This is a genomic window from Bordetella sp. (genome assembly GCF_057362025.1).
This window is the reverse complement of record NZ_JBMQQZ010000100.1, coordinates 97,125-116,972: the sequence shown is the minus strand read 5'-3', so window position 1 is coordinate 116,972 and position 19,848 is coordinate 97,125. Positions and strand designations below refer to the sequence as shown.

The following is a 19,848-nucleotide window of genomic DNA, read 5'->3' as shown; positions in this document are numbered from 1 at the left end:
GCGCGCTCCGTTTTGTGCCCCGCCGATATGCCTGCCGGTGGCAACGGACGCGCGCGTATGCTGGCTTAGCAGAATGCCTGGATGCCGGTCTGCGCCCGGCCCAGGATCAAGGCGTGCACGTCGTGCGTGCCTTCGTAGGTGTTGACGACTTCCAGATTGACCAGGTGGCGCGCCACGCCGAACTCGTCGGAAATGCCGTTGCCGCCCATCATGTCGCGTGCCATGCGCGCCACGTCCAGCGACTTGCCGCAGGAGTTGCGCTTCATCAGGGACGTGATTTCCACGGCCGCCGTGCCTTCGTCCTTCATGCGTCCCAGGCGCAGGCAGCCTTGCAGGCCCAGCGTGATTTCGGTCTGCATGTCCGCCAGTTTTTTCTGGATGAGCTGGTTGGCCGCCAGCGGGCGGCCGAACTGCTTGCGATCCATGGTGTACTGGCGCGCGGTGTGCCAGCAGAACTCCGCCGCGCCCAGCGCGCCCCAGGCGATGCCGTAGCGCGCGGAATTCAGGCAGGTGAACGGCCCCTTGAGCCCGCTGACATTGGGCAGCATCTGCGAGGCGGGGATTTCGACTTCGTCCATGACGACTTCGCCGGTGATGGATGCGCGCAATCCGACCTTGCCATGGATGGCGGGCGCCGACAGGCCCTTCATGCCTTTTTCCAGGATGAAGCCGCGGATCTTGCCGTCGTGGTCGCCACCGACGCACTTGGCCCAGACGACGAACACGTCGGCGATCGGCGAATTGGTGATCCACATCTTGCTGCCGGTCAGCTTGTAGCCGCTGCCGGTCAGGACCGCGCGGGTTTCCATGCTGCCGGGATCCGAGCCGTGGTTCGGTTCGGTCAGGCCGAAGCAGCCTATCCATTCTCCGCTGGCCAGCTTCGGCAGGTATTTTTGCTTTTGTTCCTCGCTGCCGAATTCATTGATCGGCACCATCACCAGCGACGACTGCACGCTCATCATCGAGCGGTAGCCGGAGTCGATGCGTTCCACTTCGCGGGCGATCAGGCCGTAGCAGACATAGTTCATGCCCGCGCCGCCGTACTCGGTGGGGATGGTGGGCCCCAGCAGGCCCAGCTCGCCCATTTCGCGGAAGATGGCGGGGTCGGTTTTTTCATGCCGGAAGGCTTCCAGCACGCGCGGGGCCAGCTTGTCCTGCGCGTAGGCCGCCGCGGCGTCGCGCACCATGCGCTCCTCGTCGCTGAGCTGGCTGTCGAGCAGCAAGGGGTCCTGCCAGTGGAAAGAGGGATTGGATGACATCGAAAACTCCTGGTCTCGCGGGTTCAAATCGTATTAGGGCTTGGCCTTCAATGCCGCGTCGCGGATCTTTTCCAGCGTCGTGGTCGGCGTGATGACCTCGGGGTCGATCAGGCAATGCACGATGGCCGGCTTGCCGCTGTCCAGCGCGCGCCGCAACGCGGGCGCGAATTCTTCCGTGGACTCGACGCGTTCGCCGTGGCCCCCGAACGCGCGGGCATACGCCGCGAAATCCGGATTGCGCAATGCCGTCGCGGAGATGCGGCCGGGATAATGCTTTTCCTGGTGCATGCGGATGGTGCCGTACATGCCGTTGTCGACGATCAGCACCAGAATGGGCAGGTCGTATTGCACGGCCGTCGCAAATTCCTGGCCGTGCATCATGAAGCAGCCGTCGCCCGCCAGGCAGACCACGGTGCGATCCGGATAGACGCGTTTTGCGCCGACGGCGGCCGGCAGGCCGTAGCCCATCGATCCCGACGTGGGCGCCAGTTGCGTGCCGTAGCGGTGGAAACGGTGGAAGCGATGCAGCCAGGTGGCATAGTTGCCCGCGCCATTGGTCATGATGGCGTCGTCCGGAAGCGTTTCGCGCAGGGTTTGCATCACGGCGCCCATCTGCAGCGCACCCGGGGTCTTGATGGAGGCGGGGTCGCTCCACGACAGATACGACGCGTGCGCCGCCTGCACGTCTTGCGGCCAGCCGGGCGTCGCGCCGGCGGGGCTCAGGTTCGCCAGCGCCTGGGTGAAGGCGATCGGCGACGCATTGATCGCCAGCGTCGCGCGATACACGCGGTTCAATTCGCCGCTGTCGGGATGGACATGCACCAGTTTCTGTTTGGGCACGGGGATGTCGAACAGCGTATAGGACTGACTGGGCATTTCCGACATGCGGCCGCCGACCAGCAGCACCAGGTCCGCGTCCTGCACGCGCTTGAGCAGTGCCGGGTTCAAGCCGATGCCGACGTCGCCGGCGAAGCAGGGGTGGTCGGCCGGGAACAGCATCTGCCGCCGGAAAGAGACGGCCACCGGCAGTTGGAAGCGCGTCGCGAAATCGGCGAAGCGCTGTACCGCATCGGCATCCCAGCGCGCGCCGCCCAGGATAGCGATGGGCGCGCGCGCCGACTTCAGCAGCGTTTCCAGTTCGGCCAGTTGCCTGGGCGCCGGCGTGCTGTCGATGACTTCGTAATGCGGCGCGTCGGCGACTTCGGCCGTCTCGACCAGCATGTCCTCGGGCAGGGCGATGACCACGGGACCGGGCCGGCCCGACGTCGCGATGTGAAAGGCGCGCGACACCAGTTCAGGGATGCGTTCGACCTGGTCGATCTCGGTAACCCATTTGGCCTGGGTGCCGAAGACGGCGCGGTAGTCCATTTCCTGGAAGGCTTCGCGTTCGCGCATGCCGCGTTCGATCTGGCCGACGAACAGGATCAGCGGCGTCGAGTCCTGCATGGCGATGTGGATGCCGGCCAGCGCGTTGGACGCGCCGGGGCCACGGGTGACCATGCAGATGCCGGGTTCGCCGGTGAGCTTGCCATGGGCATCGGCCATCATGGCCGCGCCGCCCTCCTGGCGACATACGGTGACGGGGATGTTCGCGTCGTGCAGGCCGTCCAGGACGGCCAGGTAGCTTTCGCCAGGGACGCAGAAGACGTGCTTGACGCCATGGGCGGCGAGTTGATCGACAAGGATGTGTCCGCCCAGGCGGGGAGGCTGCGGAGTCTGCATGGAACCTTTCACGGAGTCGAGCTAGGGTAATCCGTGAGAATAATGTTCCAAACGCGCACAGGGCAATTGATAAAAACGCACAATGAAGTGCGGCCTGGGCACGTTCCGCCCGCCCCGGCGGCAGCCGGCACCCGATGGTGCGGTGCAGCGCGGTCCGGGGCGGGAAGCAGGCTATCGCGCCGGCATGGCCTGCGCTTGCACGGCCGGCGTCGCGCCGGCGTAGCGCAGGGGCAGCAGTTCCCGTTCGGCTTCGCTGGGGGAATCGACCAGCTCGATGCTCAGCTTGCTGATGCCGGTGCTGCCCAGGCTGGCGGCCGAAAAGCGCACATAGCGGGTTTCACCCGGATTGAGCATGAAGCTCAGGCCATCGTCGGTCCAGAGTTTGTCGGTGACGATGTAGCTGCCCGCCGGTTCGTCGACAAAAAAGAAGCTGCCCGGCTTCGAGCGTCCCACCACCTGCTTGTTGATGCGGATTTTGGGCTGTCCCGACGGGCCGGAGCCCGTGCCTTCCATGGGGTTGTAGAGGACGATGCGGCCCGTGCCGGGCGGCAGGGCTGGCAAGGCCGGCGCCATGCTTGCATAGCGGGGGCCCCCGCATCCGGCCAGAAGCAGGGCGGCGCATAGTCCGATGGTCCAGGCCGTCAGCCGGCCGGCGCTGATGTTCATTGGGGCTGCTCCAGTTTCAAGGGTGGGGTATAGGAAAGCGGCGTGAACGACGCTTCGCCGGGGAAGTAGAAGCCGGCCAGCTTGTCGCCCGATACGACGAGATAGGCTTCGCGCACGCGCTTCGCATCGATCATCAGGGTGCCCCCCACCCTCCGGTAGACCTGGCCCTGCGGAATCGAGCCGGCCAGGGCCCATTGGGAATTGCCGGGTAGCGTCACGGCGACGTCGTTGGTCAATACCGCCGAGACCGGGCGGGCCAGTTGCAGCGGCCTGCCGTCCGCGCCGCCGGGGGCGGGGGCCAGCGTGGCGGGCCGCATGACGATGGACATGCAGCCGGCAAGGGTCAGGGTGGCGATACAGAACGCCAGCGCGCGCAGCGGCGCGCGGGTCCTGCCTGGGGAAAACAGGGTGGGCATGGAGACCTCTCAGCGCAAAGCGCGGAGTATAGGGATCCTGCCCAAGTATTTCCAGAGGTTACGGCCGGTGCAGGCCGGGCCGTTGCCTATTGCATGGCGGTGCCGTTGCGGGCCATACCCTCTTCATTCCGGGTACGCGAGGACGCGCCCCAGAATCGCATGCTTTGCAATTCGGCCTGCGCTTGCGTGGGCGACGGACTAAGCTCGGGCCGCAGGAACTTGGCGCCGGCATCGCCGGAATTGGTCGAAATCAGGCCATCCGGTACGAAGCGGATGTACTGCGTCTGTCCCGCTTCCAAGGTGAAGGTCAGAGGGGCGCCGCGGTGTGCCAGCACGGTATACGTACCCGCCGCGCGATTCACGTAGAAGAAGCCGCCCGGTTTCGCGCGTCCTACCAGGCGGTTGTTGATGCGTACGCGCGGTTGGGCGTTCGCGCCCAGGCTGACGTCCGTGGTGGGCGTATACAGGACAATGCGGCCTTCCCCAGGCGCCATCGGGACCATCGCGTCGGCGACATTCGTGTACTGGCGGGAGGCACAGCCGGCCAGCAGCAGTGCTGCGGCGGCGAGCGACAGGAAGACGCGGGAAAGACGGGTGAGCTTGTTCATGCGCGTTGGTTTTTCAGGGGGGCGGGGTCAAAAGCGGAGTAAATGTAAAGCTTTATATCAGTATAAATCCTTAATTTGCGCGCCGGCGGCGACGCGCGCGGAGCTCCGCCGCCGGCGCGTTGCCCGCGGGTCGGCGAGCGGAAAGACGGAAGTGGCCGTCCAGCCGCTGCCGGTTCCATTTTTCGTGGAACGCACAAAGTCATTGATAAAATCGCACGACGCGAGCCCGGCGACTCCCGCCATCCAGCGCTGCGTGCATCCATGAGAAAAGGCATTCCCAACTTGAGCGCCCTGCAGGCCTTCGAAGCCACGGCGCGGCTCGGTACGTTTTCACGGGCAGCCGAAGAGCTTTCGCTGACCCACAGCGCCGTCTATCGCCAGGTGGCCAGCCTGGAGGCACGGCTGGGTGTGCAGCTGTTTACCCGGGTGCGGCGGCGCATCGCCCTGACGGATCACGGCGCCGAATATGCCGGCCGCATCCGCCATCACCTCGACCAGATCGAAAAGGACACCTTCGGCCTGGTCAGCCGCACCGGCATGGGCCGCAGCCTGCACATCGCCGTGGTGCCCACCCTGGCCACGACCTGGCTGATTCCGCGCCTGGCCGATTTCAACCGGATGCATCCCGACATCACGGTCAGTCTTTCGGTGCGCACGCTGCCTTTCCAGTTCAAGGACCAGCCCTTCGACGGCGCGCTGTATCACGGCGACCACATCTGGCCCGGTACACGGGGCGTATTGCTGTTTCGCGAACGCGAGCTGATTCCCGTGTGCGCGCCGGCGCTGGCGCAGGCCAGCCTGGAACAGGGCGCCGGTCCCCTGGCGGGCATGCCCCACCTGCACCTGAATTCGCGGCCGGACGCCTGGCGCCTGTGGTATGCGGAAAACCGCTTCCTGTTCGGTCCGCAAGCCGCCGGCGGCCCGCGCTATGAGCTGTTTTCCATGGTCCTGGCGGCGGCGCAGGCGGGCCTGGGGGTGGGCCTGGTGCCGCGTTTCCTGGCGCAGGAAGCGCTGGACGCCGGCGCGGTCGTCATGCCGACCCCGGCGGTGTTGCCCGTTCCCCAGGGCTACTACTTCAGCTACCCGGACCGTGGCCACCGGGCGGATGCGCCACGCGTATTCCAGGCATGGTTGCAGGGCGTGGCCGGGGACTGAGGCGGACGCTTCGTCCGGAACAGCGGTGCGAAAGCCGCCGCCCGGGACAACCGTTGCCGGCACAAACGGCGCGCACGTTAAGCTGTGTGGCCTCTTTTGATTTTCGTCAGAGGGGTAATACCGATTGTTTCTGAGGAGATTTCTGAAACAATACCCGGCTAGTCTCGGACCGCATTACCCGTGCGGTTCGAGTGTTTCTCCTGACCATGGGAATATCTTCATGAAAAAAACGCTGCTTTTTGCTGCTGTCGCTGCTGCCACCACGCTCACGTCCCTTTCCGCCCAGGCCGGCCGTCTGGACGACATCAAGTCCTCGGGCACGATCAAGGTGGGGTTCCGCGACGCTTCGCTGCCGTTTTCCTATCTGGACGATAACCAGAAGCCGATCGGCTATTCCATGGACATCTGCCACGGCATTGTCGACGCCGTGGGCAAAAGCGTCGGCAAGAAGTTGAACGTGCAACTGGTACCCGTCACCTCGTCCACGCGTATCCCGCTGATCGCCAACGGTACCGTCGATATCGAATGCGGTTCGACCACCAACAACCTGGAGCGCCAGAAGCAGGTCAGCTTCGCCCCCACGACGTTCGTGACGGCCAACCGCTTCGTCGCCAAGAAGTCCTCCAACTTCAAGACGCTGGAAGACCTGAAGGGCAAGACCGTGATTTCCACCGCGGGCACCAGCAACATCAAGTGGCTGACCGAAGCCAATGGCGGCCAGGCCTCCTACCTGGACGGCAAGAAAGTGTCCCCGCTCGGCATGAACATCATTCCCGCGAAGGATCACGCCGAAGCCTTCCTGACCGTCGAAAACGGCCGCGCCGCGGCGTTCTTCATGGATGACGTGCTGCTGGCCGGCCTGGTCGCCACCTCGCGCAATCCCAAGGAGTGGATGATCAGCCAGCAGGCCTATTCGGTCGAGCCGTATGCCGTGATGGAGCCCAAGGACGATCCGGCCTTCAAGAAAGTCGTCGACGATGCGGTCGTTGCGATGATCAAGAATGGCACGGTCGACAAGCTGTACAAGAAGTGGTTCCTGTCGCCCATCCCGCCCAAGAACGTCAACCTGGATCTGCCGATGAGCCCGGCCCTGAAGAAGGTGCTGGCCAATCCGACGGATTCGGGCGATCCGGCGGTGTACAAGCAATAATCATCGTGCACTTTCGATGAGCGGCGTGGGCGGCAAGGTGCCGCCCACCCTGATTTCCCTGCGCCGGCGCATCAGCGCCGGCGTGGTTTTTCCGCAGGATCACACATGCATTACAACTGGAACTGGTCCATCTTCTTCGAGATGTCGCCCGATGGCTCCGGTACCTATCTGGACGCGCTGCTGCGTGGACTGGGCTGGACAGTCTCGACTGCGCTGCTGGCATGGATACTGGCCTTCTCCCTGGGTTCCGTGATCGGCGTGATGCGCACCACGGAAAGCAAGCTCGCACAGCGCATCGGCACATGTTATGTGGAGCTCTTCCGCAACATACCGCTGCTCGTCCAGATGTTCATCTGGTATTTCGTGATACCCGAGCTCGTGCCGACATCGCTGGGCGATGCCATCAAGCAAATGCCGCCCCCCTGGGGCATGTTCTGGCCGGCCGTGCTGTGCCTGGGATTCTTCACGTCCTCGCGGGTAGCCGAACAGGTCCGCTCCGGCATAGGGTCGCTGCCGCGCGGCCAGCGCATGGCGGGGACGGCCATGGGCCTGCGTCCGGCGCAGGTGTACCGTTATGTGCTGTTGCCGATGGCCTATCGCATCATCCTGCCGCCCATGACGTCCGAATTTCTCAATCTGATCAAGAACACGTCGATCGCTTTCACCATCGGGCTGCTGGAACTGACGGGCGCGGCGCGCTCCATGCAGGAATTCAGCTTCCAGGTGTTCGAGGCCTTCGCCGGCGCGACGCTGCTGTATTTCGCGCTGAACATGGTCGTGCAGCTGGGCGCGCGCGCCCTGGAACGCCGCGTCTCGGTGCCGGGCTTCGTCGGCTCCAAGTCCAGCGGCACCGGCGGCCATTGAGGGGAACGCGATGAATAATGGATTCGATTTCGACGTCATCATGCGTTCGCTGCCGTACCTGTTTCGCGACGGGATGGTCTTCACGCTGAAGCTCACCCTCCTCTCGGCGATCGGCGGCCTGGTCCTCGGCACCCTCCTGGCGATGATGCGGTTGTCCAGTAACCGCTTTTTCAATTGGATCGGCACGATATACGTCAACGGCCTGCGCGCCTTGCCGCTGCTGCTGGTGATCTTCTGGTTCTACTTCCTGGTGCCTTACATCGGCGCCTGGCTGACCGGGTCCGACAGGCCGCTGGCGGTGGGGGGCTTTACCTCCGCGCTGATTACCTTCACGCTCTTCGAGGCAGCCTACTACTGCGAGATCATGCGGGCGGGCATCCAGTCCATCCCGCGCGGGCAGATCGCGGCCGGACAGGCGCTGGGGCTGCGGTACTTCCAGGTCATGGGGCACATCATCCTGCCGCAGGCCTTCCGCAATATGATGCCCGTACTTCTGACCCAGACCATCGTGCTGTTCCAGGACACGTCGCTGGTCTATGTGCTGTCCCTGACGGACTTCATGGGCGCCGCCTCCAAGATCGCGCAGCGCGACGGCCGCCTGGTGGAAATGTATTTGTTCGCGGCCGCCGTGTACTTCGTCATCTGCTTCACGCTGTCGCGCGTGGTCAAGCGGATGCAGACACGCATGGCAATTGTGCGCTGACGCGCGGCCACTTCCGGGGTTTATGAATGGCAATGATAGAAATCAAGAATGTCAGCAAGTGGTACGGCGATTTCCAGGTGCTGACGGATTGCACGACCACGGTCGCCAAGGGCGAAGTCGTGGTGGTATGCGGGCCGTCCGGCTCCGGAAAATCCACGCTGATCAAGACGGTCAACGGCCTGGAGCCCTTCCAGAAGGGCGAAATCATCGTGGACGGTACGTCGGTGGGATCGCCGAAGACGGATCTGCCGAAGCTGCGATCGCGCGTGGGCATGGTGTTCCAGCACTTCGAGCTGTTCCCGCATTTGTCCGTGACGCAGAACCTCGCGCTGGCCCAGGTCAAGGTGCTGGGCCGCAGCAAGGACGAAGCCGTGGCGCGCGGTTTGAAGCTGCTGGACCGCGTCGGCCTGAGCGCGCACAAGGACAAATTCCCGGGGCAGTTGTCGGGGGGCCAGCAGCAGCGCGTGGCGATCGCCCGCGCACTGTCGATGGACCCCATTGCGATGCTGTTCGACGAGCCGACGTCCGCGCTGGACCCGGAAATGGTCAACGAAGTGCTGGACGTCATGGTGGACCTGGCGCGCGAGGGCATGACCATGATGGTGGTCACCCATGAAATGGGCTTTGCCCGCAAGGTGGCCAACCGCGTCGTCTTCATGGATGTCGGCGGACTTATCGTCGAGGATTGCGACAAGGAAGAGTTCTTCGGCAACCTGGAGGCCCGCCCGGCGCGCGCCCAGCAGTTCCTGTCGAAGATCCTGTCGCACTGATCCGCCGCGGCTCCCGCATACGGCGCGGCGGCAAGCCGGCGCGCCGTCATTTGGCGACTCCGCAGGCCCCGCCGTCAGCGGAAAACCACCGTCCGGCTGCCGTTCAGCAGGATGCGGTGTTCCACGTGGCCGCGCACCGCGCGCGCCAGCACCAGCGATTCCACATCGCTGCCGACCTGGGTGAGATCCTGCGCGGACATCGTGTGGTCCACGCGTTCGATGTCCTGTTCGATGATCGGGCCCTCGTCCAGGTCGGGCGTGACGTAATGCGCGGTGGCGCCGATGATTTTCACGCCGCGCTGGTGCGCCTGGTGGTAGGGTCGGGCGCCCTTGAAGCTGGGCAGGAAGCTGTGGTGGATATTGATGGCGCGGCCCGCCAGCGCGCGGCACATATCGCCGGACAGGATCTGCATATAGCGGGCCAGGACCACCAGGTCGATATGCAGCTCGTCCACCAGCCGCAGGACCTGGCTTTCCTGTTCGGCCTTGGTCTCCGGCGTTACCGGCAGGTGATGGAAGGGGATGTCGTAGGACGCCGCCAGGCCGGCGTAGTCGGTGTGATTCGACACGATGGCGGCGACTTCGGCATGCAGGTGGCCGCTGCGCACGCGGAACAACAGGTCGTTCAGGCAGTGCCCCTGGCGGCTGACCATGATCAGCAGGCGTGCCTTGCGGCGCGCGTCGTGGATCTGCCAGTCCATCGCGTGCTCGCCGGCAAGAGGGGCGAAGCGCGCGCGCAGCGCGTCGGGCGCCACGGCGGGCGGAACGTCGAAGTGCACGCGCAGGAAAAAGCGTCCGGTTTCGTCGTCGCCGAATTGCTGCGAATCCAGGATGTTGCATCCCAGTTCGAACAGCAGGCCGCTGACGCGATAGACGATGCCTGTGCGGTCGGGGCAGGAAAGCGTCAGGATGTAGTCGTTGTGCTGCATGATCGGTAGATGCCTCGAAAGGGCGGTCCGGTTATTGTGAAAATCGGTGCGCTCAGCCCTGGAGCGCGGCCAGCACGTGTTCGGCGATCGCCAGGCTGGACGTCAGGCCCGGCGATTCGATGCCGAACAGATTGACGAGCCCGCGCACGCCATGCCGGCCGGGTCCGGCGATGACGAAGTCGGCCGCGGGTTCATGCGGCCCGGAGATCTTCGGACGGATGCCCGTGTAGCCCGGCGCCAGCGCTCCGTCGGGCAGGGCCGGCCAATAGCTGCGCACCGCCTCGTAGAATACGTCCGCGCGCCGTGGATCGAGTGTGTAGTCCTCGTCGTTTATCCATTCCGTGTCGGGACCGAACTTCGCCTGGCCGCCCATATCCAGCGTCAGGTGCACTCCAAGCCCCGCGTGCTGCGGTACCGGGTAGATCAGCCGGGAAAACGGTGCGCGCCCCGCCAGCGTGAAATAACTGCCCTTGCACAGGTATTCGGCCGGAATACTGGCCGCCGGCACGCCTTCCACGCGCCGCGCGAGCGTGGGTGCGTGCAGCCCGGCCGCATTGATCAGCGTCGCGCACGACAGCGTCATGGCGTCCTGGCCACCGAAACGCAGGTCGAAGCCGCCTTCCGGGCGTACGGCACCGGACAGTAGCGGCGTATGGAATACGCATTGCGCGCCGGCGTTTTCCGCGTCACCCTGCAGCGCCAGCATCAGCGCGTGGCTGTCGACGATGCCGGTCGACGGCGACAGCAGGGCGGCGGTGCATTGCAGGGCGGGCTCCATGGCGATCGCCTGCGTCCCGGACAGGCGCTCCAGGTCGTCCACGCCATTGGCCCGGGCGCGCCGCGCGATGTCGTCCAGCATGGCGCTTTGCGCGGCGTCGGTGGCGACGATCAGCTTGCCCAACCGGCGGTGCGGAATGCCGCGCTCCGCGCAATAGGCATACAGCATCCGTTTGCCGCGCACGCACAGTTCGGCCTTCAGGCTGCCGGCCGGATAGTAGATGCCGGCGTGGATCACTTCCGAGTTGCGAGAACTGGTCCCGGTGCCTATGCCTTCCGCGGCTTCCGCGACCAGCACTTCGCGCCCCGACAGGGCGAGGGCGCGCGCGATCGCCAGGCCCACCACTCCCGCGCCCACGACGACGCAATCGATATCGGTCGCCATGCCAACCTATTCCCGTTCCGCCGCCGCGGGGTCCGGCGTCAGGTCGAAGCCGCCGGCATGGTAGACCAGCGGCAGGGCGCCGCTGTGGCCGCAGTGTTCGACCTGGCCCACCATGATGATGTGGTCGCCTTCCTCATAGCGGCTGCGGTTGTAGCACTCGAACCAGGCGGCGCAGTGATCGCCCAGCATGCGCGTCCCGCCCGGCGCGTAAGTCTCCCGCATGCCCGCGTAGCGCTCCAGCACGCTGCCGCGCGCGAAGCGCTCCGCCAGGTGCAGCTGGTCCGCTCCCAGTACGTTCACCACATAGCGTTCGCAACCCATGAAGGCGTCCCGCGACCGCGAACTTGCCGACAGGCTCCACAGCACCAGGGGCGGCTCCAGCGAGACGGAGTTGAAGGAGCTGACGGTCAGCCCCAGCGGCTTGCCGTCGGGCCCGGTGGCGGTAACCACCGTGACGCCGGTCGCGAAGCGGCCCAGCGCGGTGCGGAAGTAGGCGGCGTCGAAGTCAGGTGAAGATGCGGACATGCGCGGTACGTCGTGGAGGCTGGGCGGCGGGGCGTGTAGGGGAACGGGACCCGCGGTCCGGGCGGTTGCTGGTGAGGCCGCAACGGCGGCCGCGGTCAGGGGGACAGGCGGACGATGCGCCAGGATGGGCCGTCGCCGGCGCCGCTGGGCTCGTATACCAGCCTGTCGTGCAGTCGCGACGGCCGGCCCTGCCAGAACTCGAAGCGGTCCGGCACCAGGCGGTAGCCGCCCCAGTGCGGTGGGCGCGGCGGCGCGTCGCCGTAGCGCTGCTCGCAGTCGCGCAGCGAAGCTTCCAGCGCCTCCCGGCTGACAGGCTGGCTTTGGTGGGAAGCCCAGGCGCCCAGGCGCGAGCCCAGTGGCCGGCTGAGGAAATAGGCATCCGATTCTTCCGCCGAGGTTTTTTCGATGGAGCCTTCGATGCGGACCTGCCGTTCCAGCGGTTGCCAGAAGAACAGCAGGCTGGCGTGCGAATTGGCGGCGAGTTCGCGCCCTTTGCGGGATTCGTAATTGGTATAGAAAACGAAGCCGCGCGGGTCGGCGCCCTTGACCAGCACGATGCGTGCCGCCGGCCGGCCGCGGTCATCCACCGTCGCCAGCGTCATGGCGTTGGGTTCGGGGACCTGGGCGGCCAGGGCCTCGTCGAACCAGGCGGTGAACTGGTCGAAGGGCGAAGCGGCGGCGTCGGTTTCGAGCAAGACTTTCTTTTCGTAGCTTTGGCGCAGATCGGCGAGAGACATGGCGGGGGCTCGGGAGATGGTCATCCGTCGTCGCGCGCTTGCAGGGGCGAGCGTCGCGGGCGGCCTGGCGTAATGCGGAGTAGCAGGCAGTTTACCGCCCTTGCCCGGCGGCCGGCCGGGATCCCCCTGGCGCGGCAGGGCATCATCCTTCCGGCAGCGTATGGCGCCGCGCCGCCAGCAGGCGCGCGACGCGGGCCAGGCGCCGGTCGTGGATGCCGGCCTCGGTCAGCGCCTGCGCCGTTTGCATGACATAGTCGATGCAGGGGCCATAGCGGCCGCTGGCGCGGCGCACGATGGCCAGGAGTTCTTCCTCGGGCAGGGCGGGGATATAGGCGGGGCTGGCGCGGTCCATGACGAACACCAGCGCGCGCACAGTGCCTTCGTCCGTCGTGCAGGACAGCCAGCGCGGCAGGTAGGCGCCGGTGGACATCTCGCGCGCCCAGAGCAGCGGAAAGAATTTCGGTACCAGCGCCCCATGCAGGCGGTACACCACGCCCCGGCAGGACCCGCCCCGATCCAGGGCGAATACCAGGCCGGGGGATTCCGGGGTGCCGCGGTTGACGCGCGACCACAGGCAGAGCGCGCGGTGATAGCCGTGCAGGGTCGCCAGCCGGCGTTCCAGGTAATCGAATTCCGGCCGCCAGATCAGCGAGCCGTAGCCGTAGATCCACACATCTTCATCGGCACGCCAGTGTGTCAGCGCTTCTTCCATGGAAGCATGCCGCTCTTCCGGCGTCCACAGGCGGAACGGCACGGCGGGTCCTGACGCGGCGACGGCTTCGGGCGTCCCGGGCAGCGGCAGGGCGGGAATGGACTTGGAATCAGCCATTTCTATCGGACCCGGCTGGAGGCGCGCGGTTCAACCAGCCGGCGGCGGCCAGCATGACGGCGTAGGCCCAGAACAGCGGCGCGATCCCGATGACCGCGCCCAATGCGCCGAACGTCAGGGGCAGGGAGACCTGCGATCCATTGATCAGCGCCATGCGCAGGCCCACCGCCTCGGCGGCGCGCCCCGGCGGCGAATGCTGGTGCAGCAGCGCCAGGATGCTGGGCTGGCTGGAGCCCAGCGCGAGTCCCAGCGTGAAAGACAGGCTGATCAGGATCGCAACATCGGTGAAAAACGGATAAATCAGGAAGTCTGCCGCCGCCGTCCCCATGGCGACGCGAATCAGCGTCCAGGAGCGCACGCGGCGCTGGATCAGCGGCAATGCCAGCCGGATGACGAAAGTAGCCGCCGAGAAGGAAGCAAGAATGATCCCGATGGTGGTGGCGGACAAGCCGATGGCCACGCCGAACAGGGGCACGATGAACAGGTGGCTGTCCCATGCGCCGGACAGGATGGTGTTGACCAGCAGAATGCGGCGCAGCGGCGGCACCGCCAGCAGCTCGGTCACGCGGCGGCCGCCGGTACCGGTATCCGCGCCCGCGCGAGGACGTTTGCGTGGCAGATGCCGGCGCAGACGGTAGAGGCCGGTCGCGGCCCCCAGGGGGCCGGCCGCGAGCAGGGCGAAGGCCGCGTCGCTGCCCATATGGTCGATGGCGAGTCCCCCGACCAGGGGACCGCAGAATCCGGAGGCCGCCAACGCTACCGACATCCACGAGAAATTGCGCAGCCGGTCCTTGGCGCGCACCTCGCCCAGTACGTTTTGCGAGGCGACCTGGTGCAACATGAACCCGATCCCGATGCAACATGACGCCAACAGCAGCGAAATGCGCGTCGAAGCGACCGCTGGCACCAGGGTTCCCACGGCCAGCAGCCCCGTGCCGATGAACATAGGGCGCCGTATTCCTACCCTATCCACCCATCTCCCGGCTTTTACCGAGAAAATCATGGGAAGTACTGCGAAAACCGCGATAAGCGCGCCGACTGTCAGGGTCGAGAGGCCGATGTGGAGTGCGCTGAGGGAAACTGTTACACGTCCGCCCGTCAATGCCACGTGATTCAGCATATTGATCAGGCACAGCGATATCGCTCCGGAGGCGGAGGCGGCTATCGGCGCAATGGAGGGGGATGATTCGGACTGGGACACGGTGAATGTGTCCTATTCTGTCCCTATCTCCGTGCAATGTCGAGCTGCCTGAGGTAGCAGAGCGGCGCTGGAGGGCTGCAGTAACATTTAAGCAACAATGTGCAAACGCGACGCGCCGGCGGTGTGGCAAGGCGTAAACATTGTGGAACAGTGGGGCAAGGCAGGCCATTTACCCGCCGCTGTGGGTAACATTCGCCGGAATTCCCTGTCTATCAGGGGGGCGGCTTTTCTAGCCCATGCACCGTGCGCCATGAGATTAGGCATCACCTTCAAACTTTTTCTCGCCATCCTCGCCACCAGCCTGGCGGTGACGTTGGCCATGGGCAGCGCGGTGCGCTGGAACTTCGAACGCCATTTCCTTTCGTATGTAAAGGAACGTGAACTACGGCGAGTCGATCGCATGCGGCAATCCCTGGCCGACCTGTACCGCGAGCGCGGCAGCTGGGAGGCGCTACGGGGCAATCCCTCGCTGTGGACCCATATCCTGACGGTGCCTCCCGGCGACCCGGCCGGCCGCCGGCATCCCCCGCCCCACGGCGTGCTGGAGTGGCTGTCCGAGGTGGATCCCAACCTTGCGCCCCCGCCGCCGCCGGACTTCGTCGAGCCGGACTGGGCGCGGGGCCGCGATTTCCTGGCTCTGCCGTTTACCCTGCTGGACAACCAGATGCGCGTGGTCGCGGGCTATTCGGCGCCGCCGCCCGGGGCGCCCCGGCGCCCCGTGGATGTGGACGGCATGACGGTCGGGTGGCTGGTGACGCCGTTCCCCAACCGGCTGCCCAGCGAGGCCGACCAGCGTTTCCAGCGCGAGCAGTCGGAAGCCACCTGGGTCATCGGCCTGCTGGCGGCGCTCTTGGCGGCCGCGGTCAGTATTTTCCTGGCGCGGATTTTCCTGGCGCCGGTGCGCCGTCTGGCCGGGGCGACGCACCGGCTATCGGCGGGCGACTACACGACCCGGGTGAACGTGACGTCCGCCGACGAACTGGGCCGCCTGGGCCAGGACTTCAACCGGCTGGCCCACACGCTGGAACGCAACGAGGCCCTGCGGCGCGAGATGGTCGCGGATATCTCGCACGAACTGCGCACGCCGCTGGCGGTCCTGCGCGGCGAGATGGAAGCATTGCAGGACGGCGTGCGGCCTTTTTCGCCCGATGCGCTGGCGTCGTTGCAGTCGGAGGTCTCGTTGTTGAGCAAGCTGATCGACGATCTGTACGAGCTTTCGCTGGCCGACGTGGGGGCGCTGTCGTACCGCATGCTGCCCGTGGACATGGCCGCCATTGCCGAACAATCGGTCGAGACTTATCGTGAACGTCTGGGCGCGCGGCGCCTGCGGGTGGAAGCCGACATCGGTCCGCAGGCGTGCGTGATCGAAGGGGATGCGCAGCGGCTGACCCAGCTGATGAGCAATCTGCTGGAGAACACCCTGCGCTATACCGACCCGGATGGCGTGGTGCGGGTGTCGGTCCGGACGGAGAGCGGCACGGTGGCGGTGGAGTGCCAGGATTCCGCGCCCGGCGTGCCCGCGCAGTTCCTGCCGCGCCTGTTCGACCGCCTGTTCCGGGTCGACCCGTCACGCTCGCGCGAGAGCGGCGGCGCCGGCCTGGGCCTGGCGATCTGCCAGCGTATCGTCGAATCGCATCGCGGCACCATCCACGCGATGCCGTCCGAACTGGGCGGCTTGCGTGTCCGTATTGTTTTTCCCGCGGCCCACGGAGCCGCGTCCTGAGAGCCACCATGATCCTGATCGTAGAAGACGAACCCAAGCTGGCCGCGCTGTTGACCGATTACCTGCGCGCCGCCCGCTACGAAACCGAATCGCTGGCCGATGGCCGCGAAGCGCTGACGGCGATCCGCCAGATGAAACCCGAGCTGGTGCTCCTGGACCTGATGCTTCCCGGCCGCGACGGGCTGGAAGTCTGCCGCGAACTGCGCACCTTCAGCGACGTGCCGGTGATCATGGTGACCGCGCGGGTGGAGGAAATCGACCGGCTCATCGGCCTGGAGATGGGCGCCGACGATTACATCTGCAAGCCGTTCAGCCCGCGCGAGGTCGTGGCGCGCGTCAAGGCCATCCTGCGCCGTGCGCGCGGCAACGGCCACGGCGGACACCCACAGTCGCTGCTGGAAATCCGCCCTGAACATCATGTCGCCACGCTGGACGGCAGGCCCCTGGCCCTGACGCCGGTGGAGTTCCGCCTGCTGCAGGCACTGGCCGCCGCCGAAGGCAAGATCCTGTCGCGCGACGCGCTGCTGAATCATCTATACGCCGATCACCGCGTCGTCACCGACCGCACGGTGGACAGCCATATCAAGAATCTGCGCCGCAAGTTCGAAGCGGTCCTGCCCGGCCATGACCTGATCCGCTCCATCTACGGGGTGGGATACAAGCTGGAGATGCACTAGCCTCGCCCCCCGAGGGGCGCAGGCCGGCGGCATGAGAAAATGCCGTCCATCATGACTGCACCTACCGACTCCCTGGCTTGCGATATCGACGCGGAGCGCCGTTTCGGCGGCCTGGCGCGGCTTTATGGCCCCGGCGCACCCGATCGCCTGCGCGCCGCCCGCATTGCCGTGGTCGGCCTGGGCGGCGTCGGCTCGTGGACGGCCGAGGCGTTGGCCCGCAGCGGTGTCGGCGCCCTCGTCCTGGTGGATCTGGACCATATCGCCGAGTCCAACGTCAATCGCCAGATCCACGCCCTGACCGATACGCTGGGGCAGGCCAAGGTGGCGGCGATGGCGGCACGGGTATCGGGCATCAATCCGGAATGCGCCGTCACGCAGATCGACGATTTCGTGACGCCGGACAATGTCGGGGAGCTGCTGGCGGACAACTATGACGCGGTGGTGGACTGCACCGACCAGGCGGCCGCCAAGATCGCCATGATCCTGCACGCTCGGCGGCGCGGCCTGTCCTTGCTGGTGTGCGGCGGCGCCGGCGGCAAGACCGATCCCCTGGCGCTGCGCGCGGGCGATCTATCGCAGGCTTGCAATGACGCCTTGCTGGCCAAGCTGCGCAACAAACTGCGCCGCGAACACGGCTACCCCAAAGCGTCGCCCAAGGCGGGCAAGGCGCCCGCGCGTACACCGAAGATGCACGTGCGGGCCTTGTGGTTCGACCAGCCGGCGATTCTTCCCGCCGCGTGGACGGCCGGCGGGGAGGCCGAAGACGATGTCGGCGCCATGGTGCAGCCCCTGGCCCCCCAAGGGCTGTCCTGCGCCGGTTATGGCTCGTCGGTCACGATTACCGCCACGATGGGGATGGCGGCGGCGGACCAGGCGCTGCGGCAGGTGCTGGCACGGCGCTAACAGCGGCATCGGGCGCCGCGGGGCCCCGACGGCCTTGCGCCTATGCCTTCGCCCCCAGGCGGAATTCCACATCCATCCACCCGCGCAGCGCGTTGGACAGGCGGATGCGGCTTGCGCGCGGCACATCGTCTTCGTAAAGAACGCGTTCCTGTACCCGGCCGGCATCCAGCAGCGCGGCACGCTGCACGCCCGGCAGGCAGCCGCTGGCAATGGGGGGCGTGAACCAGATCCCGCCCATTTGCAGATAGACATTGGTGCGGCTGCCTTCGCACAGTTCGCCGCGCTCGTTGCAGAACAGGGCATCGAAGATGTCCGGATGCCGCGCCAGCCATTCCGTGATGGCGTCGTACCAGGGGCGGTGCGTGGTCTTGTGCCGCAGCAGCGACTCGCGCGAGGATAGGCGCGTCGTCCACAGGCACACCCCCTGTGGCGCGGGCAGGTCGGGCAGGGGGGCGGTACGAAGGGTGAGCGTGCCGTCGGCGTGGTGCAGCAGGCGCAAGCGGTGGGGGCCGGGACCCTCGGCGGCGTGCGCGGCGGCCAGCAGGCTGTCGCGGACATGGCTGGCATCCCAGGCATGTCCAAGGGCCGCGCAGGATGTCCGCAGCCGCTCAAGGTGCCGGTCGAGCAGCACCATATGGCCGTTCTCGTCGACGCGTATCGTTTCGATCAGATCGGGGCGTGGCGTGGGAGACATGGCTTTAACGGGTGTCATGGCTGGACGCGCTCCGGCTCGAGTATGCGGGCCTTCCACAGGCATTCCTGCCATTCCGAGTCCGGATCGGAATCATGCACGATGCCGCCGCCGACACCATAGACTCCCCGGCCTTCCGCGTCCACGACCAGCGTGCGAATCGCTACGTTCAGGGAAAAATCGCCATCCGGAGCCAGCCAGCCTATGCTGCCGCAATACAGCCCGCGCGGCCCGATCTCGGCCCGGCGCAGGTGGGCCAGGGCGGCGATCTTCGGCGCGCCGGTGACCGAGCCGCAGGGGAATAGCGCACGCAGGACATCGCCCAGGCCCGCCCGCGGCGCCCGCGCGGTGACGGTGGAGGTCATGGTCCATACGGTGGGGTAGCGTTCCAGCGTGAACAGGGCTTCCACCCGTACGCTGCCGGGCTGCGCGATGCGGCCCAGGTCGTTGCGCAACAGGTCCACGATCATCAGGTTTTCGGCGCGGTTCTTTTCGCTGGAGAGCAAGGCCTGGCCGAGGGCCTGGTCGCGCACGGGGTCGGGATCGCGCGGCGCCGTTCCCTTCATGGGACGGGCGGTCAGCAGGTCGCCGCGCCGCGCCACGAAAAGTTCGGGGGAGAACGACAGGACGGTCCGGTCGCCGTCCTCGATGTAGGCGGCGTGCGCGACCGGATTGCGCCGCGCGATGCGCGCATAGAGCGCGCGCCTGTCGCCGTGCACGCGCATGTCCAGCGGCATCGTGTAGTTGACCTGATAGAAGGCCCCCTCCGCGATGCCCTGACGGATGGCCTGGATGCGCGTCAGATAGCTCGCGCGGTCCAGGCGCGGGTTGACGCCATCGATGCCGCCGGGCGCATCCGCGCCGGCCTGCCAGGGTGCCTCATGGCGCGCGGCATCGAACACCAGCGCGCGCAGCAGCGGTTGCGCCGGTGCGCGCGGAACGGCCGGGTCCGGCAGCGTGCCCGCGGGCGACGGCAGCAGCCATTCTCCCAGCTCGAAATCCAGCATCAGCGCGATCCACCGGCCTTGTCCCCGCGCGCGTTCGATGGCGTCCAGCGCCGGCTGCAGCTGCTCCGGCGCGCGCGCCTCGATGCGGTCGCGCGCGCCGTCCAGCTGCAATGCCCGTCCCGCGAGACGGTCTTCGAAACGGCAAAACATC

General features: G+C 66.4%; 21 protein-coding genes. 8 read left to right on the top strand and 13 right to left on the bottom strand.

The genetic code is table 11. The features are described 5' to 3' along the window. Nucleotides 1-65: 65 nt before the first annotated feature. The 5 genes from ACO1P8_RS22820 to ACO1P8_RS22800 all read right to left on the bottom strand — a co-directional run bounded on the left by ACO1P8_RS22820 (nucleotide 66) and on the right by ACO1P8_RS22800 (nucleotide 4,671). On the bottom strand, nucleotides 66-1,259 hold the full coding sequence (locus ACO1P8_RS22820; protein WP_094840339.1) for an acyl-CoA dehydrogenase: 1,194 nt from the start codon (nucleotides 1,257-1,259) through the stop codon (nucleotides 66-68). Nucleotides 1,260-1,292: 33 nt separating this feature from the next. Then, entirely contained in the window at nucleotides 1,293-2,981 is a 1,689-nt protein-coding gene (locus ACO1P8_RS22815) for a thiamine pyrophosphate-binding protein (protein WP_486298122.1), read from the bottom strand. A 171-nt stretch (nucleotides 2,982-3,152) separates the two neighbouring features. Next, the gene (locus ACO1P8_RS22810) at nucleotides 3,153-3,647 is read right to left on the bottom strand and encodes a DUF2846 domain-containing protein (RefSeq protein WP_486298121.1); all 495 of its coding nucleotides are present in this window, start codon (nucleotides 3,645-3,647) and stop codon (nucleotides 3,153-3,155) included. Continuing rightward, nucleotides 3,644-4,063 carry a hypothetical protein gene (locus ACO1P8_RS22805; RefSeq protein WP_486298120.1) on the bottom strand — a complete coding sequence of 140 codons (420 nt, stop codon included), beginning with the start codon at nucleotides 4,061-4,063 and terminating at the stop codon, nucleotides 3,644-3,646. The genes ACO1P8_RS22810 and ACO1P8_RS22805 overlap by 4 nt, the downstream gene beginning before the upstream one ends. A gap of 86 nt (nucleotides 4,064-4,149) precedes the next feature. Continuing rightward, a complete protein-coding gene (locus ACO1P8_RS22800) occupies nucleotides 4,150-4,671 on the bottom strand; it encodes a DUF2846 domain-containing protein (RefSeq protein WP_486298119.1) in 522 nt (173 codons plus the stop codon). 261 nt (nucleotides 4,672-4,932) lie between these two features. Between ACO1P8_RS22800 and ACO1P8_RS22795 the strand changes: the two genes are divergently transcribed. The 5 genes from ACO1P8_RS22795 (at nucleotide 4,933) to ACO1P8_RS22775 (ending at nucleotide 9,313) form a co-directional block, all read left to right on the top strand. Further along, nucleotides 4,933-5,826: a LysR substrate-binding domain-containing protein gene (locus tag ACO1P8_RS22795; protein WP_486298118.1), complete on the top strand. Its 894-nt coding sequence runs from the start codon at nucleotides 4,933-4,935 to the stop codon at nucleotides 5,824-5,826. Between the two features lie 220 nt (nucleotides 5,827-6,046). Next, nucleotides 6,047-6,976 carry an amino acid ABC transporter substrate-binding protein gene (locus ACO1P8_RS22790; protein ID WP_486298117.1) on the top strand — a complete coding sequence of 310 codons (930 nt, stop codon included), beginning with the start codon at nucleotides 6,047-6,049 and terminating at the stop codon, nucleotides 6,974-6,976. Between the two features lie 105 nt (nucleotides 6,977-7,081). Continuing rightward, nucleotides 7,082-7,840, top strand: a complete 759-nt coding sequence (locus tag ACO1P8_RS22785; protein ID WP_486298116.1) for an amino acid ABC transporter permease — start codon at nucleotides 7,082-7,084, stop codon at nucleotides 7,838-7,840. 10 nt (nucleotides 7,841-7,850) lie between these two features. Next, entirely contained in the window at nucleotides 7,851-8,543 is a 693-nt protein-coding gene (locus tag ACO1P8_RS22780) for an amino acid ABC transporter permease (RefSeq protein WP_486298115.1), read from the top strand. Between the two features lie 32 nt (nucleotides 8,544-8,575). Continuing rightward, the gene (locus ACO1P8_RS22775) at nucleotides 8,576-9,313 is read left to right on the top strand and encodes an amino acid ABC transporter ATP-binding protein (RefSeq protein ID WP_486298114.1); all 738 of its coding nucleotides are present in this window, start codon (nucleotides 8,576-8,578) and stop codon (nucleotides 9,311-9,313) included. 74 nt (nucleotides 9,314-9,387) lie between these two features. Here ACO1P8_RS22775 and purU read toward each other — a convergent pair whose 3' ends face one another. The 6 genes from purU to ACO1P8_RS22745 form a co-directional block, all read right to left on the bottom strand. Continuing rightward, nucleotides 9,388-10,242 carry a formyltetrahydrofolate deformylase gene (purU, locus tag ACO1P8_RS22770; RefSeq protein WP_486298113.1) on the bottom strand — a complete coding sequence of 285 codons (855 nt, stop codon included), beginning with the start codon at nucleotides 10,240-10,242 and terminating at the stop codon, nucleotides 9,388-9,390. A 52-nt stretch (nucleotides 10,243-10,294) separates the two neighbouring features. Next, on the bottom strand, nucleotides 10,295-11,404 hold the full coding sequence (locus ACO1P8_RS22765) for an NAD(P)/FAD-dependent oxidoreductase (protein ID WP_486298112.1): 1,110 nt from the start codon (nucleotides 11,402-11,404) through the stop codon (nucleotides 10,295-10,297). A gap of 6 nt (nucleotides 11,405-11,410) precedes the next feature. Beyond that, nucleotides 11,411-11,929, bottom strand: a complete 519-nt coding sequence (locus ACO1P8_RS22760; RefSeq protein WP_094840352.1) for a flavin reductase family protein — start codon at nucleotides 11,927-11,929, stop codon at nucleotides 11,411-11,413. A gap of 95 nt (nucleotides 11,930-12,024) precedes the next feature. Further along, nucleotides 12,025-12,666: a pyridoxamine 5'-phosphate oxidase gene (gene pdxH, locus ACO1P8_RS22755; RefSeq protein WP_486298111.1), complete on the bottom strand. Its 642-nt coding sequence runs from the start codon at nucleotides 12,664-12,666 to the stop codon at nucleotides 12,025-12,027. A 142-nt stretch (nucleotides 12,667-12,808) separates the two neighbouring features. After that, on the bottom strand, nucleotides 12,809-13,378 hold the full coding sequence (locus tag ACO1P8_RS22750) for a gamma-glutamylcyclotransferase (RefSeq protein WP_486298156.1): 570 nt from the start codon (nucleotides 13,376-13,378) through the stop codon (nucleotides 12,809-12,811). A gap of 109 nt (nucleotides 13,379-13,487) precedes the next feature. Next, the gene (locus ACO1P8_RS22745) at nucleotides 13,488-14,696 is read right to left on the bottom strand and encodes an MFS transporter (RefSeq protein ID WP_486298110.1); all 1,209 of its coding nucleotides are present in this window, start codon (nucleotides 14,694-14,696) and stop codon (nucleotides 13,488-13,490) included. Nucleotides 14,697-14,946: 250 nt separating this feature from the next. On the opposite strand from ACO1P8_RS22745, the gene ACO1P8_RS22740 reads away from it, so the two are divergent. The 3 genes from ACO1P8_RS22740 to ACO1P8_RS22730 are packed head-to-tail and all read left to right on the top strand — an operon-like array spanning nucleotide 14,947 to nucleotide 17,999. Further along, complete coding sequence (locus ACO1P8_RS22740; RefSeq protein WP_486298109.1) at nucleotides 14,947-16,419, top strand: ATP-binding protein; 1,473 nt, start codon at nucleotides 14,947-14,949, stop codon at nucleotides 16,417-16,419. Between the two features lie 8 nt (nucleotides 16,420-16,427). After that, complete coding sequence (locus ACO1P8_RS22735; protein WP_486298108.1) at nucleotides 16,428-17,096, top strand: response regulator; 669 nt, start codon at nucleotides 16,428-16,430, stop codon at nucleotides 17,094-17,096. A 51-nt stretch (nucleotides 17,097-17,147) separates the two neighbouring features. Further along, nucleotides 17,148-17,999 carry a tRNA threonylcarbamoyladenosine dehydratase gene (locus ACO1P8_RS22730; RefSeq protein ID WP_486298107.1) on the top strand — a complete coding sequence of 284 codons (852 nt, stop codon included), beginning with the start codon at nucleotides 17,148-17,150 and terminating at the stop codon, nucleotides 17,997-17,999. 40 nt (nucleotides 18,000-18,039) lie between these two features. On the opposite strand, the gene ACO1P8_RS22725 is transcribed toward ACO1P8_RS22730, so the two are convergent. Both ACO1P8_RS22725 and ACO1P8_RS22720 read right to left on the bottom strand, forming a co-directional pair. Continuing rightward, complete coding sequence (locus tag ACO1P8_RS22725) at nucleotides 18,040-18,711, bottom strand: aminotransferase class IV family protein (RefSeq protein WP_486298106.1); 672 nt, start codon at nucleotides 18,709-18,711, stop codon at nucleotides 18,040-18,042. After that, the gene (locus tag ACO1P8_RS22720) at nucleotides 18,708-19,847 is read right to left on the bottom strand and encodes an aminodeoxychorismate synthase component I (protein ID WP_486298105.1); all 1,140 of its coding nucleotides are present in this window, start codon (nucleotides 19,845-19,847) and stop codon (nucleotides 18,708-18,710) included. The genes ACO1P8_RS22725 and ACO1P8_RS22720 overlap by 4 nt, the downstream gene beginning before the upstream one ends. Nucleotide 19,848 lies beyond the last annotated feature (1 nt).